18 protein-coding genes are annotated in these 17,677 nt (G+C 63.4%); 10 read left to right on the top strand and 8 right to left on the bottom strand.

Annotated features, from left to right (window positions below):
• Positions 1 to 27: 27 nt before the first annotated feature.
• The 5 genes from B2V90_RS16085 to aspS all read right to left on the bottom strand — a co-directional run bounded on the left by B2V90_RS16085 (position 28) and on the right by aspS (position 5,521).
• Positions 28 to 213: a hypothetical protein gene (locus B2V90_RS16085; RefSeq protein WP_009820697.1), complete on the bottom strand. Its 186-nt coding sequence runs from the start codon at positions 211 to 213 to the stop codon at positions 28 to 30.
• A gap of 68 nt (positions 214 to 281) precedes the next feature.
• Entirely contained in the window at positions 282 to 1,610 is a 1,329-nt protein-coding gene (locus B2V90_RS16080) for a methyl-accepting chemotaxis protein (protein WP_228221581.1), read from the bottom strand.
• 87 nt (positions 1,611 to 1,697) lie between these two features.
• Positions 1,698 to 2,483, bottom strand: coding sequence for a polyphosphate kinase 2 family protein (locus tag B2V90_RS16075; protein ID WP_228221582.1), 786 nt, complete (start codon positions 2,481 to 2,483; stop codon positions 1,698 to 1,700).
• A gap of 64 nt (positions 2,484 to 2,547) precedes the next feature.
• The gene (locus B2V90_RS16070) at positions 2,548 to 3,600 is read right to left on the bottom strand and encodes a DUF5694 domain-containing protein (RefSeq protein WP_228221583.1); all 1,053 of its coding nucleotides are present in this window, start codon (positions 3,598 to 3,600) and stop codon (positions 2,548 to 2,550) included.
• Between the two features lie 136 nt (positions 3,601 to 3,736).
• Complete coding sequence (gene aspS, locus B2V90_RS16065) at positions 3,737 to 5,521, bottom strand: aspartate--tRNA ligase (RefSeq protein WP_228221584.1); 1,785 nt, start codon at positions 5,519 to 5,521, stop codon at positions 3,737 to 3,739.
• Positions 5,522 to 5,650: 129 nt separating this feature from the next.
• Between aspS and rnd the strand changes: the two genes are divergently transcribed.
• The 3 genes from rnd to B2V90_RS16050 are packed head-to-tail and all read left to right on the top strand — an operon-like array spanning position 5,651 to position 7,546.
• Positions 5,651 to 6,817 (top strand): ribonuclease D, encoded by a 1,167-nt coding sequence (rnd, locus tag B2V90_RS16060; RefSeq protein WP_228221585.1) that lies wholly within the window; start codon positions 5,651 to 5,653, stop codon positions 6,815 to 6,817.
• Between the two features lie 11 nt (positions 6,818 to 6,828).
• Entirely contained in the window at positions 6,829 to 7,131 is a 303-nt protein-coding gene (locus B2V90_RS16055) for an I78 family peptidase inhibitor (protein ID WP_228221586.1), read from the top strand.
• Between the two features lie 25 nt (positions 7,132 to 7,156).
• Positions 7,157 to 7,546: a DUF4440 domain-containing protein gene (locus tag B2V90_RS16050; protein WP_228221587.1), complete on the top strand. Its 390-nt coding sequence runs from the start codon at positions 7,157 to 7,159 to the stop codon at positions 7,544 to 7,546.
• A gap of 9 nt (positions 7,547 to 7,555) precedes the next feature.
• Here the strand turns inward: B2V90_RS16050 and B2V90_RS16045 are convergent, their stop codons facing one another.
• Positions 7,556 to 8,257, bottom strand: a complete 702-nt coding sequence (locus tag B2V90_RS16045; RefSeq protein WP_228221588.1) for a hypothetical protein — start codon at positions 8,255 to 8,257, stop codon at positions 7,556 to 7,558.
• Positions 8,258 to 8,401: 144 nt separating this feature from the next.
• Positions 8,402 to 8,788, bottom strand: a complete 387-nt coding sequence (locus B2V90_RS16040) for a PH domain-containing protein (protein ID WP_037542456.1) — start codon at positions 8,786 to 8,788, stop codon at positions 8,402 to 8,404.
• 215 nt (positions 8,789 to 9,003) lie between these two features.
• Between B2V90_RS16040 and B2V90_RS16035 the strand changes: the two genes are divergently transcribed.
• The 7 genes from B2V90_RS16035 (at position 9,004) to B2V90_RS16005 (ending at position 16,237) form a co-directional block, all read left to right on the top strand.
• Positions 9,004 to 11,820, top strand: a complete 2,817-nt coding sequence (locus B2V90_RS16035) for a TonB-dependent receptor (protein WP_228221589.1) — start codon at positions 9,004 to 9,006, stop codon at positions 11,818 to 11,820.
• A 119-nt stretch (positions 11,821 to 11,939) separates the two neighbouring features.
• Positions 11,940 to 12,338 carry a fluoride efflux transporter CrcB gene (gene crcB, locus B2V90_RS16030; protein WP_228221590.1) on the top strand — a complete coding sequence of 133 codons (399 nt, stop codon included), beginning with the start codon at positions 11,940 to 11,942 and terminating at the stop codon, positions 12,336 to 12,338.
• Positions 12,335 to 13,684, top strand: a complete 1,350-nt coding sequence (locus B2V90_RS16025; RefSeq protein ID WP_228221591.1) for an RluA family pseudouridine synthase — start codon at positions 12,335 to 12,337, stop codon at positions 13,682 to 13,684. The genes crcB and B2V90_RS16025 overlap by 4 nt, the downstream gene beginning before the upstream one ends.
• Before the next feature lie 10 nt (positions 13,685 to 13,694).
• Entirely contained in the window at positions 13,695 to 14,354 is a 660-nt protein-coding gene (locus B2V90_RS16020) for an HAD-IA family hydrolase (RefSeq protein ID WP_037542018.1), read from the top strand.
• Positions 14,351 to 14,608: a hypothetical protein gene (locus B2V90_RS16015; RefSeq protein WP_228221592.1), complete on the top strand. Its 258-nt coding sequence runs from the start codon at positions 14,351 to 14,353 to the stop codon at positions 14,606 to 14,608. Before B2V90_RS16020 ends, B2V90_RS16015 begins: the two co-directional genes overlap by 4 nt.
• Entirely contained in the window at positions 14,605 to 15,300 is a 696-nt protein-coding gene (locus tag B2V90_RS16010; RefSeq protein WP_228221593.1) for an ATP12 family chaperone protein, read from the top strand. Before B2V90_RS16015 ends, B2V90_RS16010 begins: the two co-directional genes overlap by 4 nt.
• Before the next feature lie 106 nt (positions 15,301 to 15,406).
• Positions 15,407 to 16,237 carry a hypothetical protein gene (locus B2V90_RS16005; protein ID WP_293922262.1) on the top strand — a complete coding sequence of 277 codons (831 nt, stop codon included), beginning with the start codon at positions 15,407 to 15,409 and terminating at the stop codon, positions 16,235 to 16,237.
• A gap of 49 nt (positions 16,238 to 16,286) precedes the next feature.
• On the opposite strand, the gene B2V90_RS16000 is transcribed toward B2V90_RS16005, so the two are convergent.
• Entirely contained in the window at positions 16,287 to 17,648 is a 1,362-nt protein-coding gene (locus B2V90_RS16000; protein WP_228221684.1) for a methyl-accepting chemotaxis protein, read from the bottom strand.
• Positions 17,649 to 17,677: the final 29 nt, after the last annotated feature.

Genomic DNA, 17,677 nt, shown 5'->3' with positions numbered 1-17,677 from the left:
GCCGGGCGCGCCGGCCCTTCCCTTTTCCTATTCGTGCGGTCGCAAGGCCTGGTTGAGACTGTCGATCACCGCGTCAATGGGTTCGGTCACGGTAACGCTGCGCCCCTCACCAAAGCGGATACGCGTGCCGTCGCTGACCTGAGTGACGAATGTGACCTGTGCGGGATTGACCGCGGTCTGCGTGCGATCCGTGCCGACGAACATGACGATCATGGCTTGCCTCTCCTTTTATATGGGAGACGCAGAGTAGCGGGTTAGCAGGATCGCGCCAGAGGCCGCGATCAGGCCGCCCGGATCGCCGTGATAAACCCCCCCGCCCGGTCCTCCAAACGATGCGCTTCCTGCGCCAGGCGGCCAGCCACGTCGCGCATCAGGCGGGCCGCCTGGGCGCGGCCTGTCGCATTGTCACTGATCTGCCGCGCGCCGGCGCGGATATGATCGCTCGACTGTCCAGCTTCGGCAACGCTCTCGGCTATCGTCAGACTGAACGCGCCCTGCCGGGCCACGGCATCGAACACGGCAGCCGAGAGACGATTTGCCCGCGTCATCGTTGCATCCATATGGGCGTGTCCCGCGGCAACCTCCCCGATTGCGCCGCGAAAATGGTCGATCCGGCCGGAAATCTCCGCCGCCGCATCGCGTGTTTGCGCAGCCAGGGATTGCACCTCTCTGGCGACGACCGCGAAGCCTTCCCCCGCAGCGCCCGCGCGGGCAGCCTCGATGCTGGCGTTGAGCGCCAGCATGCTGGTTGCCCGCGCGATATTATCGATCAGGGCGATGACCGCGCCGATATCGTCAGCCTCCTGCGCCAGCGCCTCGCTGCGCGCCGCTCCGGAACGGCTGCGGGCCACCGCTTCCTTTATTGCGTCGCCGGCATCCCGGACCTCGGCTTCCATCGTCGCGAACAGATTCCCCAGTTCCGAGCCGCCTGCGGCGATTCCCGCAAGCCGGTCGGCCGTCTGGAGCGCGGCTACCGCCATCGCCCCTGCATCCGCATCATCGAGCGCCGCACGCTCCGTCGCCTCGCCGGCCAGGGTCGCCAATTGGTCCGCCATCACCACCAGGTCGGTGATCAATCGTTCGACATCGGCCCTGAAGTCGGCGCTTTCCTGCGCGATTTTCTCGATACGCTCGGTCCGGGCCATAGCCACGCGCGCGTCCCGCTCCGCAGTCAGCCGCAACAACAGCGATCCACTGAGCACGCCGGCAAAAGCGCCAGCGTCGGTCACGATCAACCCTTCGCACCCGTCCCCCTGCGCAGCGTAGAGATCGACCAACGCCTCTATGCCCATCGCCCGATCCGCGATCGCGCAAGGCCGGACATGGTCATCCAAGCGACCGCCGAAGCTGGGATTGCGCAGCAGGGCGTGGCCAAAGGGATTGAAAAGGATCCGGCGCATGTCGCGCTCATAAATTGCGCCCAACGGCCTGCCGGCGCAGTCCAGCACTGGCAACAAACGCAGCCCGGAATCGCGCTGGAAATGATCCACAGCCTCACTAAGCGGGCAGTCGAGGCGAACAGCCGGCGCATGCGCGGTCAGATACAGGTCGGCCGGAGCCAAAGAGGCCGCCGAGGCAGGCGGTGCGAAGGGCAGCACGGTTGCGGTCATGGCCCGAACCATAGGGCCAAATCGTAAAGGCACCGTTAGGCTTACGTTACAATTATATGACAACCACTTGTTTTTTCATGTTTTTCTTTATCGCTCCGCACGGTAGCCAAATGCCTCCTCCGCAAGCTTCACCACCGCCGGATCCGCTTCCGGAAAGTGAAGCGGCACAAGCTTTTCGAGGCGGTCAGCGACATAGGTGAGCGCCGCGATGCGTCCTGCCTTGCGATGATTATTGTCGATGACATGCCAGGGCGCATCTTTCCGGTCCGTCTTGCAAAACATGTCATGCATCGCGTCGAGATAATCGTCGCGCCGTGCCCGATTGCGATAATCGTCCGGTCCCGTTTTCCAGCGTTTCCAAGGGGTGTCGAGCCGCTGCGCCAGTTGTTCGTCCTGTGTTTCCTGCGTGATATGGACGAAGAGTTTCACGATATTGGTGCCGGCGTCGATCTGCTGCCGTTCGAAGGCGTTAATCTCCTCATAGGCGCGCTTCCAGTCGGCCTTGTCGCAATATCCCTCGACCCGTTCCACCAGAACCCGGCCATACCAGCTACGATCGAAGATCGCGATGTTGCGGCCCGCGGGCAGGCGCGTCCAGAAGCGCCAAAGATAATGATGATCGCGCTCTTCCTGCGACGGCGCGGAAATGGGATGCACCTGATAATAGCGCGGATCCCAATCGGCCGTCATCCGCTTGATGATCCCGCCCTTTCCCGCCGCATCCCATCCTTCCAGCAGGATGACGCTGCGCCGATTATGGACGATATGCGCCACCTGGATCTTGGCCAGCCGTTCCTGGAGGGCCGCCAGATCGGCGTCATAATCGCCTTTGTATTTCTTGCCCTTTTCATAGTCGGACAGGTCGATTGTCATGGGCGCGTCTCCTGCGTGTCCGTTTCCACGATTAGATCGGACGGCTGGCAGGAGAGCAAGGCCTTCAGCGCAGCGCAACGCGCGTATCGACCAGTCGAACGTCGTGCATCATGTTCAGATAGGCCTGAAGATAAAATTTGTGGGACGCCCCCACGATCACCAGCATGCGCTGCCCCGGCGCCGCCCCCAATATATCACGGATGTTCGCCGCCATGCGCAGATTCCGTGTTTCCCAATAACCAGCGTAGTTTCGCCCATATCGCTGCGGCGAGGGTTCGTTCAAGGCTGCTCCAAAATCGCTGTCATAGATAATGCGGGCCTGGTCGGGCGCGTTATAGTTTCGATAGAGCGTGAGAACCCCTTCGCCCGAACCTATGCCTTTAGACAATGTCGCGTCCGCCGCCTTGCGCCGGTTGGTGGCGGAATTGTCCCATGCCTTCATGAGCGCTTCGCCAGCGGCCTTTTCTTCCTCGGCATTGCGATAGGCGCGATCGGCGCTATGATCATCTATCTGGGCCAGCCGCTCCAGCCCCAGCCGCGCGGCGAGCGGCGCCGCGATCAAAAACTCCTCATTGCGCCGTCCCCGCAGCATTTCCAGTCGCGCGACCAATGTCGCGTCGAGGCCGTCGCCCGCATGGCGCTCGGACGGCGGCAGCCTCAACCATTGGACCAGCGCCGACCCCTGATCGGCCGATGCGAGAAACAGCGCGGCGAGATGCCGACGATCGCCGGCTGTGGGATTCGCCGGCCAGTTTGCCAGCAGACGATCGACGTGGGCCGTGGCCGCCAGAACGTCCAGCGCGGTCGCCTGCCGGGCTGGTGCCGCGTCCCAGCAATAATCCTTCACCGTGTCGGCATAACGCGAGGGGAAACGGCGCAGCGCATCACATTGCAGTCCGGATAGGGATTCCACGGCAATTGCCTGCGGTTTCCATCCTGCCAGCCTGTCAAGCAGCGGATCGAGTTGCTTCGCCTCGAAACTCTCCGGCCAATTGGACAAATGTGGTGTACCCAACACCATCACCTCATTGGGCGGTCCGGCAACATCCTTGAGCGTGCCGGGATCGAAACCGGCGCCGGCCAGAAATGCGAGAACCCATAAGGAGGCGGGGGACATAAGGGACACTCCTGCTTGACCAAGCCGACCTTATCATAGTGTATTATTCAATCAATACAGCTTGACGCACATAGGGCAAAATGGCCCCCGTCGCGGGACGGGGGCCATTACCTGGTATCGGCTTTCAACGGAGATATTATCCCTTGGCCTGCGGCTCCACCACGCGGACATGGAGTTCGCGCAACTGCTTGAATTCCGCCGCGCTGGGCGCGCCCATCAGCAGGTCCTCGGCGCGCTGGTTCATTGGGAACAGCGTGATTTCGCGCAGATTTTGCGCGCCGCAGAGCAGCATCACGATGCGGTCGACGCCGGCCGCCATGCCGCCATGGGGCGGCGCGCCATATTGGAAGGCGCGGTAGAGGCCGCCGAAGCGCTCCTCGACATCCGCCTTGCTGAGGCCGACCAGCTCGAACGCCTTGACCATAAGGTCAGGCGACTGGTTGCGGATCGAACCGGACGCAATTTCATAGCCGTTGCAGACCATGTCATACTGGAAGGCGTTGATCGTCAGAGGGTCCTGATTTTCCAGCGCGTCCAGGCCGCCCTGCGGCATGGAGAAGGGATTGTGCGCGAAGTCGATCGACTTCGTATCCTCATCATATTCATAGAACGGGAAGTCGACGATCCAGCAAAGCTCGAACCGGTCCTTGTCGATGAGGTCAAGCTGTTCGCCGACACGGATGCGGGCGAGACCGGCGAGCTTGGCTGCCTGCGCTTCCTTGCCGGCGGCGAAGAAGACGCCGTCATTGGGGCCAAGGCCGAGCGCTTCGATCAGCTTTGCGGTCGCTTCGGGTCCATGATTCTTGGCGATCGGGCCGCCGGGGACGCCATCCTTGATGTTGATATAGCCAAGGCCCGAATAGCCTTCGCCGCGCGCCCACACATTCATGTCGTCGAAGAATTTGCGGCTGCCCGCGCCCGCGCCAGGCGCGGGGATCGCGCGGATGCGCGCGCCGCCATCGACCAGCGAAGCAAAAATTCCGAAGCCCGAGCCAACGAAATGGTCGGTCACGTCCTGGATGATGATAGGGTTGCGCAGGTCGGGCTTGTCGCTGCCATATTTCAGCATCGCCTCGGCGTGCGGGATGCGCGGGAAGCTGCCGGCCGGGGTGACGGGCTTGCCGTCGGAGAAGGCTTCGAACACCTGCGCGATGACCGGCTCCATCGTGTTCCAGACGTCTTCCTGGGTGACGAAGCTCATTTCGAGGTCAAGCTGATAGAATTCGCCGGGCAGGCGGTCAGCGCGCGGATCTTCGTCGCGGAAGCAGGGCGCGATCTGGAAATAGCGGTCGAAGCCCGCGACCATCAGCAGCTGCTTATATTGCTGCGGCGCTTGCGGAAGGGCGTAGAATTTGCCCGGATGGATGCGGCTGGGCACCAGAAAGTCACGCGCGCCTTCCGGGCTGCTCGCGGTCAGGATCGGCGTCGAATATTCGGTAAAGCCCGCGCCTTCCATGCGGCGGCGCATGTCGGAGATGATCTTCGTGCGCTTGACGATGTTGGCATGCAGCGTCTCACGCCGCAGGTCGAGGAAGCGATAGCGCAGGCGGATATCTTCGGGATAGTCCTGTTCGCCCGCGACTGGCAGCGGCAGGTCGGCAGCGGCAGACAGGACGGCCGCGTCCAGCGCTCGAATTTCGATCTCGCCGGTCGGCAGGTTGGGGTTCACCGCTTCCGTGGCGCGGGCGACGACCTTGCCGGTGACGGTGACGACGCTTTCGGCCCGCAGCCCCTCGATCACCTGAAAGACAGGCCCGTCCACTTCGGTCACGATCTGCACCATGCCATAATGATCGCGCAGGTCGATGAAGACCAGATCGCCATGATCGCGCTTCCGATGCACCCAGCCCGATACGCGGACCTCATTGCCGGCATCGGCGATGGTCAGGGCGCCGCAGGTGTGGGTGCGATAGGCGTGCATGGCGTTTTGATCTTTCAGAATCGTTTTACGGAAATGACAAATTGTTGCGGCCCGGCTATGGGCTTGCCTTGTCGACCTTTCGACCAGCCCGCCGGACGCGGGCCAGCCCATAATAAGATCGAAGACCATATGCAAATTCATCCGCTGATTACCGACAGCAAGACGCTTTCAGATTTTTGCGCCCGCATTGCGAATTCCCCCTATGTCGCCGTCGACACGGAATTCATGCGGGAAAATAGCTACTGGCCCGACCTCTGCCTGGTGCAGGTGGCCGATTCCCACGAGGCGGCGGCGATCGACCCCAAGGCGCCGGGCATCGACCTGACGCCGCTGCTCAACCTGCTCGTCGACAATGAGGACGTGCTCAAGGTCTTCCATGCCGGCGGCCAGGACATTGAAATCGTCCACAACCTGACCGGCAAGGCTCCCCACCCCATGTTCGACACCCAGATCGCGGCCATGGCGCTCGGCCTTGGCGAGCAGATCGGCTATGGCAATCTCGTCGATGCATGGCTGGGCGTTCAGCTCGACAAGGGGGCGCGCTTCACCGACTGGGCGCGGCGACCGCTCGACAAGCGGCAGATCGACTATGCGATCGGCGACGTCACCTATCTGATCAAAATCTTCCCAAAAATGCTGGAAGAGTTGAAGAAGACCGGGCGCGGCGACTGGCTGGACCAGGAAATGGAGCGGATCAGCAATCCGAGCAATTATGAGAATGATCCGGCGGATGCGTGGAAGCGCGTGCGCATCGCCAGCCGCAAGGCCGATGTGCTGGGCCGCCTCAAAGCGCTGGCCGCCTGGCGTGAGATGGAAGCGCAGGACAAGAATCTCCCGCGCGGTCGCATCGTGAAAGACGAGACGCTGGCCGATATCGCAAGCCATCCGCCGCGCGCCCAGGAGGATCTTGGCAAAGTGCGGGGCCTGTCCGCCACGTGGAAGACGAACGACATCGGCGCGCGGCTGATGAGCGCGATCAAGGCGTCCCAGCCACTGGACCGCGACGAAATGCCTGAACGCGATCCCAAGCGGCCGGGGCTGGGCAAGGACGGCGCGCTGGTCGCCGACCTGCTGAAACTGCTGCTCAAAATCCGGTCACGCGACATTGATGTGGCCGCGCGCCTGATCGCGCGCAGCGATGATATTGATGCGCTGGCGGCGGGCGTGCGCGAGGGACTGTCGATCCTGGAAGGCTGGCGTTATGAACAATTTGGCCGCGACGCGGTTGATCTGGTCGAGGGGCGGCTTGCCTTTGCGGTCAAGGGCGGGCGGCTGAAAATGACGCGAACCGAATAGGAGACGGAGCGATGCGCTGGGCAATGACGGCATTATCTTTGGCCGGCCTGACCGGCTGTGCCGGTGCCAATGGCTCCGGCCCCCAAACGCCGCCGCCCGCGATGGCGGATGGCCCCTGCCGTGACGCAGGGCTGGACCGGTTCGTTGGACAGAAGGCAAGCGGCGACGTCGGCGCGCAATTGCTAGCTGCATCGGGCGCAAAGACGCTGCGCTGGGGCGCTCCGGGCATGGCCATGACGATGGATTTCCGTCCTGACCGGCTAACCGTCAGCTATGATGAAGCAATGATGATCACCACCGTTCGCTGCGGATAAGCACTCGCGTGTCCAGCATCGTTCGATGACAGCCTCTGCCGATCTGGCCATTCGGATGGCCCGTGCCGCCTTCAACCGCGCTTTGGCCGAGGCGAATTTGAAGGCGATCGAGCCGTTGCTGGCACGCGACGTCGTGCTGGTGACGGGAACGGACAGCGCCGTGCTCATGGGCAAACGCGCGCAACTCGCCACCTGGAAGCGGGACTTCGCCGCATCGGACCGCTTGGTCTACACGCGCACGACCGAACACGTCACAATTTCCGCGGTCGAGCCGATCGCGATGGAAGAAGGACGATGGTCCGGCGCATCCACGGAGGATGGGCGTATCCTGGCAGCTGGAAGCTATTGCGCGAAATGGCGCGAAATGTCGGGCTCCTGGCTGATCGAAGCGGAGATTTTCGTCAGTCTGGCCTGACGCGCGCGATCACAGCTCAAGCCCGATCAGAGTTCCGCTGCCAATACGATCGACATGGCGCTTGCCGTCGATCTCCAGCCAGTCGGGTGTGACTTCCAGCCGCCGTCCGCGGATGGTCGTGCGCAAATGTTCGACCGCGATCCGGTTGCGCGCTACGATGCGCAGCACGCACAGGCCGTCACCCCGTGCGGCCATCATCGAATAGCGATCGCCACGCAGCAGGAAGTGCCAGCTTCCATCCAGCGGCTTCCATTCATTGCCGTCGATCACCTGCATCGCATCGCCGTCCGCATTGCCCAATCGGACGCTGATGCGTGTCGCGCCATTGGTCCGGCGCGGAGGCGCGAACATCAGGATCGCTTCGCCATCCAGCGTGATGGGAATGGGCGTATCACGAAGCAGGCGCGATCCGCCCACGATCAATTGAGGAAGTTCCGCGGAAAATGGCAGGCGATCCCGTGCGAAATGGCGCTGCCGCACGACCGGGTTGGCATGAAAACTATGCACCTGCGTCGGCGTCAGCCGACCTTCCTCCACCAAACCATGGCAAGTGGGGCAGAACAGCGTCACGCCGGGACTGTCGGGCAGACGCAGATAGCGATAGATGGTGACGCCGCACCGGACGCAGGCGAAGCCGCAGGCCTGGCGGACGGTCGCGCGTTCCTCGGCCGTCAGGTCCGGCAAGGACGGCATCACTCGCAAGCCCACCATGGCGACACCCCTTCATTGCCCTGCCCGCCCAAATGCGGCCAAGGGTTCCTGACATGGCGTCCTCACGGTTGGAGCTCTGCCGGCTCCATGATGCTGCTATCGTTGAAATATATGCGCCCAAGTCAAGGGGCTGCGTGAAATAGTCTATCGCTGGGGCAACAGGTCCACGTTTCGCGACGCGGCGATCGCCCTTATCCGGTCCGGGTTCGGCATGTTCTTGATCGCGATCTCGGCATAGTCGCCGGCGCTGAAAAGTTCGACATGGCCCACACCAAAGATGCGCTGCCCGAGCGTCTGGGTTATCCGCACCGACCGGATGCTCGACAGCGCGATTTCCGTCCGCTGCTTGGACAACAGGCCCTTTTCCATCAGTACTTCGCGATCCGACAGCGCCAGTCGCTCGCCCTTGTGCAACACCCACCAGATCGCGATGGCGAGGATGCCGATTATAGATATGAGGAGCAGCACGAACAGCACGGGATGTGCCCGGAACATCGCAGGATGCTCGTCATATAGCCAGGTGTCGCTCATGCCGCCTCCCGCGAATGTCCGGTGTTTCACCATGAGGCCCGGCCGTTCGTCAAGCGGCATGCTCACAGGCGCTTGCCTCATTTGGCGCTGTGCAAGCCTGTGTTCAGCCAAGCCATTACATTTTGCGACAAATTTGTCCGACATATGCCAGAATCTTGCGACAGATGTCAGCTAGATCGGCCATGGAAACTTCAATGATTTGCCCGGGGGTGTTCGTGCGTCGATCCGCATATCTGATCCTGTTGCCTTTGCTGACCGGCGCCGCGCCCGGCGCCCTGATAGCGCAGGAGGTCGATCAGCGGACTGCCCCGCCGCAGGACGACGTGGACGAGGGCGAGGAAATCATCGTCACCGGGCAACCGGAACGGGGTGCGGTGATCGGCGATATCGAACCGGAGCAGAAATTGTCGTCCGCCGACGTAAGGGCGCTGGGCGTCACGTCGATCGCTGAACTTATCACCGAACTGGAGCCGCAGACCAACGGAACGCCGATCATCCTGCTGAACGGAAAGCGGATTTCGAGCTTTTCCGAGATCCGCGACATTCCGTCAGAGGCTGTCGCGCGGGTCGACATTTTGCCCGAGCAGGTTGCCCTCTCCTATGGCTATGCGCCGACGCAGAAGGTCGTCAATGTCGTCCTGCGCCAGCGTTTCCGATCCGAGAAGGCAGAGGTGCAACTGGGAACGACGACAGAGGGCGGTCGGGACAGTGGCGAGGTCGAGGCCGGGCTGCTGCGCATCCGGGGCGATAACCGCTTTTCGCTGGACCTGGAATATAGCCGCGCCGGGCGGCTGCTGGAGAGCGAGCGCGATATTATCACCACGCCGGCCCGTCGCCCCTATGCGCTGGGCGGCAATGTCACGGGAATTGCCGATGGGGCCGAGATCGACCCCGCCCTGTCGGCACTGGCCGGGCAGACCGTCACCGTTGCCGCCGCCCCGGCAAATGCCGCCAATGGCGCGCCGTCGCTGACGGACTTCGTCGCCGGCGCGAACATAGCTGCCGTCACCGACCTGACCGCCTATCGGACGCTCAGCCCAGCGACAGAGAATTTTTCCGCGAACGCAACGTTGGCGCGGGCGCTGGGCGGCGTGTCGGCGACGATCAACGGCCGGTTGGCGCTATCGGAAAACGACACGCTTCAGGGGTTATCGACCGCCGCGCTGGGCTTGGCTGCCGGGTCGCCCTTTTCCCCCTTTGCGCAGGATGTGACCCTCTATCGCTATCTGGCCCAAGGCGGCGCGCTGGCGCAGCAGGTAAGGGGCACAACCGGCCATATCGGCGTAACGCTCAACGGGCAGATCGGGCGCAAATGGCAATGGTCCTTCACCGGCAATGGAGACCTGTCGATCACCCGCACCCGGACTGATCGCGGCATTGATACCGATGCGATACAGACTGCGCTGAATGCCGGCGATCCTTCGGTCAATCCCTATGGCGATTTCGCTCCCGCGCTAATCGCCGCCCGGACCATCGACACGGCGCGCGCCAAAAGCCAGGCCGTAACCGGCGACCTGCTGGTGAGCGGGGCCTTGTTCCGCATGCCGGCCGGGGATGTCATGACATCCATCCGCCTGGGCGCGTCAGCAAATGGGTTTGAAAGCCGGTCGGTGCGATCGGGTATCGAGCGCAACACCGATTACAGCCGCGAAACCGGTAGCGGGCAAATCAGCGTCGACGTGCCGCTGACCAGTCGATCCAAAGGCATATTGGGCGGCGTCGGCGACATCGGAGTCAACCTGAACGTCGCGGCGCAACAGCTTTCGGACTTCGGCACCTTGTCCACTTTGGGCTATGGATTGCGCTGGCAACCGATAAGGGCGGTGCAAATCCTGGCATCCGCCAATCAGGACCGCGCTGCGCCTACCGGCGCGCAGATTACCGATCCGCTGATTTCCACGCCCAATGTGTCCGTGTTCGATTATGCCACAGGGCAAAGCGTGTTCGTGACGCAATTGTCGGGCGGCAACGGTGCGCTGAAAGAAAGCGTGCGCGATCAGTTTCGCCTGAGCGCACGCATAAAGCCGTTCGACAAGCCCAATCTGACGCTGACAGCGACCTATCTCAACAGCCGGACCAGCAACCCTATCGCCGCCTTTCCCACGCCCACGCCCGATTTGGAGGCCGCATTTCCGCAACGCTTCGTGCGCGACGAGGATGGCAGCCTGATCCAGGTGGACGCGCGGCCGATCAATTTCCTGCAATCGCGCAGCGAGCAGCTGCGGTGGGGCTTTGACCTGTCCGTGCCGTTGAAGTCGCATATCCAGAAGGTCATCGAGGCGTGGCGGGCCAACGGAGCACGGCCGGAGGATCGTCCGAAAGAGCTGGACGACATGCGCACGGCCTATGGCGGCAGCCGGAGGCGGAGCGAAGGATCGCCGGGCGGCGGACGCCGAAACACCGACGGCGAAAGGGACAGGTCGAACGATAGTGCCGGAAACGGCGATGGTGGGCAGGCGCGCGGCGATGGCGGCGGGCCGAGGCGGGGCTTTGGCGGCGGACGCGGGCGTGGCGGCGGTCAGGGCGGCGGGCGGCTGAGCTTCAGCCTCTATCACACTTGGCATCTGGACGAGAGCATCCTGATCGCGCCTGGCGTGCCCGAGCTTGACCTGCTCAACGGCGACGCGACCGGATCATCGGGCGGGCAGCCCCGTCACGAGATCAAGGCGCGCGTGGGCTATTCCAACAATGGGATCGGCGCGCGGCTGGGGGTCGACTGGGAAAGTGGTACCCATGTCGATGGCGCGCTGGGCGGGAATTCACGGCTGGAGTTTGGCAGCCTGGCGACAGCGAACCTGCGCCTGTTCGCCAATCTGGGGCAGATGCCCGATCTGGTGAAATCCATGCCATTCCTAAAGGGATCGCGCATTTCGTTGCGATTGGACAATGTCTTCAATCAGCGGCGCGAGGTGCGCGATGCGACGGGGATGACTCCACTGCGTTATCGGCAGGATTATCTTGATCCGCTCGGGCGGACCATTTCGATCCAGTTCCGCAAACTGTTCACGCCGGCTTTTGGCGGCGGGCGATAGCGCGACGAGAGGTAGGATGGGGGTAAGATGACATCCGCGGTCCCACCGTCCCCCATGGCTGGCGGAAATGGCCTGATTGCGTCCTTTCCCCTGTAGCCGATTCGCTATAGGGCGGGCCCATGACCAATATTCTTCTCGTGATGGGGGGCGGCGCGGTCGGCGCGGCGCTGCGCTACCAGCTTGGCCGCCTGGCCGGGCATCTGACGCCGGGCGCGACTTGGCCCTGGGGCACCTTCGCCGCCAATCTGATCGGCGCCTTGACCATGGGCCTGCTGGCCGGATGGCTGACGCGCGAAAGCGGTGCGACCGGGCCGCTTAACAGCGAATCGCTTCGCCTGCTGCTGGGCGTCGGCCTGCTGGGCGGTTTCACCACCTTTTCCGCCTTCAGCCTGGAAACGATGCTGATGATAGACCGGGGCCAGGCACTCATGGCGATGGTATATGCCCTGGCATCGGTTGGCGGCGCGGTATGCGCGCTGGGGCTGGGCCTGATGCTGACGCGGAGCGCTGGCGCATGAAAGGGCGTCCTCCTGGCAAAAGCGGCCCGCCTTCGCGCGGCGGCAAGGGGAATGGAGGCCGCACGCCGGACCGCAAGCCAGCGGCTCGTGGCAAGGCGCCAGGGGCGCGCACGCGCGATGGCGACAAACCTGCCTTCAAGCCCCGCGCGCCGGCAGCGGCGAAATCGGGCGCCGCCCGCAGCGCACCGCCCAAGCCCGCCGTCGCCAAGTCCGTTGCTGTAAAGCCCAATCCCGCCAAGGGCGTATCGCTCGACGTGCGGCAATATCGCGTGGCTGCCGACGATGACGGCATCCGGCTGGATCGCTGGTTCCAGCGGCATTTGCCCGATGTTGGCTTCAACCTGGTATCGCGCTGGTCGCGCACGGGGCAGTTGCGGGTCGATGGCGCGCGCGCCGCGCCGGGCGACCGCATCAGCGAAGGGCAGATGATCCGGGTGCCGCCGGCCGAACAGAAGCCCGACGCGGCCGACCGGCCCAAGCGCGCCCGCATCGTCGATCTGACACCCGACGAGATCAGCTACGCGCAGGACATGGTGATCCATCGCGATGCGCAAGCCATCGTCATCAACAAGCCGCCAGGCCTTGCGACGCAGGGCGGGACCAAGACTGACGAGCATGTCGACAAATTGCTCGACGCGCTGCTGTTCGACGCCGAATCGCGCCCGAAGCTGGTGCATCGACTGGACAAGGACACATCGGGCGCGCTGTTGCTGGCGCGCACCAGCCGCGCCGCCGCCCATTTCGCCAAGGCCTTTTCCAGCCGCACCGCGCGCAAGGTCTATTGGGCGCTGGTGATGGGCGTACCCTCGATCGAGGATGGCATGATCGAATTGCCGATCGCCAAGCAACCGGGAACCGGCGGTGAGAAAATGCATGTCGATGAGGAGGAAGGGCTGCCCGCGCGGTCGCGCTATCGCGTGATCGAACGGGCGGGCAACCGCGCCGCCTGGGTCGAGTTGCAACCCTATACCGGACGCACCCATCAGTTGCGCGTGCACATGGCAGCGATCGGCCACCCGATCGTGGGTGACGGCAAATATGGCGGCAAGGACGCCTTCCTGTCTGGCACGATCAGCCGTAAGATGCATCTGCATGCGCGACGCATCCGGGTCGATCATCCCGATGGCGGGCGCGTCGACATGACGGCGGAGCTGCCCACCCATTTCGCCAACAGCCTGCACGAACTGGGGTTCGACCTGGCGCTGGGCGACATGCCGCTGGACGACGAAATCGACCGGACGCCCACGCGCGAGGATGAAAAGAAAGCCGCGCGCCAGCACGCCAAACAATATCGCAAGGGGCGCAAGGGCGAACGGCGCGCCCGCGGCAGCGCGCGCAAGGCGTGAGACAGCGCGCATGACCAATCGCCTGGCCGTGTTCGATTGCGACGGAACGCTGGTCGACAGCCAGCATAACATCTGCGCCGCCATGACCCGTGCGTTCGAGGCGGTGCAGATCATGCCGCCAGAACGGCTGGCGATCCTGGCGGTGGTCGGGCTGTCGTTGCCGGTCGCGATGGCGCGTCTGCTGCCGGAGGCGGAGAGCGATTTCCACGACCATCTGGCCGAGCATTACAAACAGGCCTTCCGGTCCCTGCGGCAGGACAATGCTGTGTCGGAACCGCTTTATCCCGGCATTGCCGACCTGGTCACGGAACTGGATGCGGCGGGTTGGCTGCTGGGCGTGGCGACAGGCAAGTCCGATCGGGGCCTCAATCTCTGCCTCACGCATCATGGCATCATTGACCGATTCGTGACGCTCCAGACCGCCGACCGTCACCCGTCAAAGCCCCATCCGTCGATGCTGCTGACGGCGATGGCAGAAGCAGGCGCGGCACCCGAGACAACAGTCATGATCGGCGACACGAGTTTCGACATCGACATGGGGCTGGCGGCCGGCGCGCGCGCGATCGGCGTCGCATGGGGCTATCATCCGCCGCAGGAACTGACAGCGGCGGGCGCCCATGGCATAGCCATGGACAGCGCAGACCTGCGCCGCCATATCGGCGCGCCATGAACGACAGCCCCCCTCCCCCACCCGTTGATCCAGAAAAGGTCGCGCGGCAGCGCCATTTCGCCATCGGCCTGTTCCGTCTGTCCGGCGCCTTCATCGTCATGTTCGGCTTCCTGGCGATCATGCAGCGATTTTCCTGGGTGCAGGGCGGCAAGGCCAAGGCATTCGGGACCATCATGGTGCTGACCGGCTTGTTCCAGTTCGCCGTGGTGCCCCGCTTATTACTGGCGCTGTTTCGCAAGAGGCCGCCGCAATGAAACGCTTTTACAAGGATGTGGCCATCGTCGCGGGCAGCGAAGGCTTTGCCATCGAACTGGATGGCCGGGCGGTGCGCACGCCCGCGCGCGCTTTGCTAGCGCTGCCCACCCGGAACCTGGCCGAGGCCGTCGCGGCCGAATGGCGGGCGCAGGAGGACGAAATCGATCCGGCGGCGATGATCTTCACCGGCCTGTCGAACGCAGCCATCGATCACATCGCGCCCAATCCGGGGGCGTTCGCGGCCGGCATCGCCCGCTATGCGCAGAGCGACCTGCTCTGCTATCGCGCGGACGGCCCAGAGGCGCTCGTGGCGCGGCAGGCGGGAACATGGGACCCGCTGCTGGACTGGGCAGCAAGCCGATATGATGCGCCTATGATCGTGACTCAAGGTGTCATTCCAGTGTCGCAACCCGAAGACAGCCTCGCGCGCCTGGAGGCGGCCGTGCGAACGCATGATCCTTTCATGCTCGCAGGATTGTCGACGCTCGTAACGCTGAGCGGATCGCTAATATGCGGGCTGGCGATCGCCGAGGGCGGGCATGAGCCCACAACAATCTGGCAAGCCGTGCAGGTCGACGAACAATGGCAGAGCGAACAATGGGGGGAAGATTCAGAGGCAGCGGCGCGGAACCTGCTGCGCGCCCGCGAGTTTTCCACAGCCGGAGCGTTTTGCACGATGAGCCGAGTTTAAGGGACTCGGAACCGGGCTATTGCTTCGTTCATTGAAGGAGTTGAGACGCGCGGAAATCGCGCTGGATCGATTGTTTCGATGCAACCAGTTCAAGGAGACCCTGACATTGGCCCGATATGCCAAATTCGCCTATCTGATGTTCGCCGCGCCGCTTGCCCTGGCCGCGCCCGCCATGGCGCAGCAGACGCCTGCTGCTTCGACCAGTCCGGCAGCTCCAACCACTCCGGCTACCCCCGCCGATCCGGCAGCGCCGGCTGACGCCACCGCAATGCCCGCCGATGGCGCCACTACACCCGCGCCGGCCACAACGGCACGCGAAATGACGCCGGACGAGATTGCCGCTTTCAATCAGGCCGTGACCGACTTCACGGCTGGCCAGAGCGCTCAGCAGGCCGGCGACAATGCCGGTGCCGTGGCGAAATATGACGCGGCGATCCCAGCCATCCGTACCGCGGTTGAGGCTGATCCCAGCAAGATCGACAATGTGAACTTCCTGGCCAATGCGCTATACGCAGACGCCGCCGCCTATGGGGCGATGGGGCAGATGGACAAGGTGGTGTCGCTGTACGACGAGGCCCTGCCCTACTGGCGCAAGGTCGTGGAAGCCAAGCCCGAGGATACGGCCAGTCGCAATATTCTGGCCGGCATGCTGATCCAGATGGGCAACCAGAAGCTGGCGGCGCAGGACACGGATGGCGCTGATCCCTATTATCAGGAGGCGCTGACGCTGGCCCGCAAGTCCGCCGCCGCCCAGCCGGCCGACGCGGTGAGCAAGAATATCCTTCTGTCCGCACTGATCGGCGCCAGCCAGACGACGACGGAAGAAGGTCTGCGCGATGAAGCGTTGAACATGGGCAAAGCGATGATGGCCGACGGCACGATCGATGCGACAAATCGCCCTTCGATCGAAATCATGACCGGCGCGAAAGCCAGCTGAATGACGGGCCGGGATCAGGCATGGACACGCCTGATCCCGGCACATCGCGTCATCCCTGATCCTGATAAGCCATTTGCAATACGCCCCAGTGGCGTCCGCAAATGTGGATGGATGCAATGACCTGTTTCAACAGGATGATGGCGCCTTCGGCAGTGGGGCGGCGATAGGCCTTGATGCAAAAGGGTTGCGTCGTACGGCACTGCTCGCGCGTATCGGGGAAATCGAAAATCAGCCCCTGACGCGAATGTTCGGCATTCCAGACTGACTGCCCCGGGCGTTGGGGATATGCGCGCTCTGGCATGGCGACCGCGCCAAAGGCATTGCGGTCCGTAAAGGTCATGCCGAACAGGCCCGTATAGGTCTTTGCCATTTCCTGGCGCACGCGGGCTGCCGGAACCATGATCGCTTGTACGGGATGGGTATATTGTTCGGGATCCGTGCCCGATATCGGCACATAGTCTTCGCTGAAAACGTCCGCTTCGGTGATATGCCCCTGAGCGATCGCCTGTTCGACCGCATCGGCCACGGCCTGGGCTGATTCGAGGCTGAACCGTATATAGGGCGAATCGGGAATATCGACGCCGCTTTCGGCCAGATATTGGAGCAGCAGATTGGTGTCTTCGCTGGCGCTGGTGATGCGGCCGGACAGACGCTGCAAACCACCGGCATTGTCGCTGGACGTGCTGGCCAAGGCTGACAGCCCAGCCCGGATTTCCCCCGCAGAACCCACCATCGATCCGATGCGTTGCGCGACCGTTTCGCTATTGCTCGACAGATCCAGCATCAGCGCGGCGAGGCGTTCGACCAGCGCTTCGATATTGCGCGTATCGGACTGGGCCGTCCGGGCCGTCTGGGCACCGCGCGAAATGCTGTCCAACATGCCGTCCGCCTCACCGGTCAGCGCAGCGATCGATCGTTCGATCGTCTGGGTCGCCGCTCCTGTTTCCTGGGCGAGCTTTTTCACCTCCGCCGCGACTACGGCGAAACCTCGCCCGGCGTCGCCAGCGCGGGCGGCTTCGATCGTGGCGTTGAGCGCAAGAAGATTGGTCTGGCTGGCGATGCCGCTGATCACGCTGGTGACATGGGCGACGGTTTTGAGCGCCTCACCAAAGCCGTCGAGCCGCGCATGGATACGGCTGACCTGCTCGATCAAGTCCACGAAATTCATATTGGCTGCCGACAGCTGCCGCCCGGAATCATCGATGATCGAGCGGGCTGCAATAGCCTTTTCGCGGGCATCCTGTCCGGCAAGCGACACGCGTTCGCCATCCTGCGAAAGCTGGGCCGCGGCAGAGCTGATCGCTTCAATCGTGCATGCCTGCTGCGTCACGCGTGTGGCCAATTCGCCGATATCGGCCTGAAGATCGAGCGTGCGGATGCCAAGGTCGCCAGATAATTTGGCGACCTTCATCACCGCGCGCGCGACATTGTCTGAATGCG

The sequence above is a fragment of the Sphingobium sp. UBA5915 genome (assembly GCF_002431195.1).
Lineage (GTDB): Bacteria > Pseudomonadota > Alphaproteobacteria > Sphingomonadales > Sphingomonadaceae > Sphingobium > Sphingobium soli.
The sequence above is the reverse complement of the archived record's forward strand: the minus strand, read 5'-3'. Positions and strand labels throughout refer to the sequence as shown.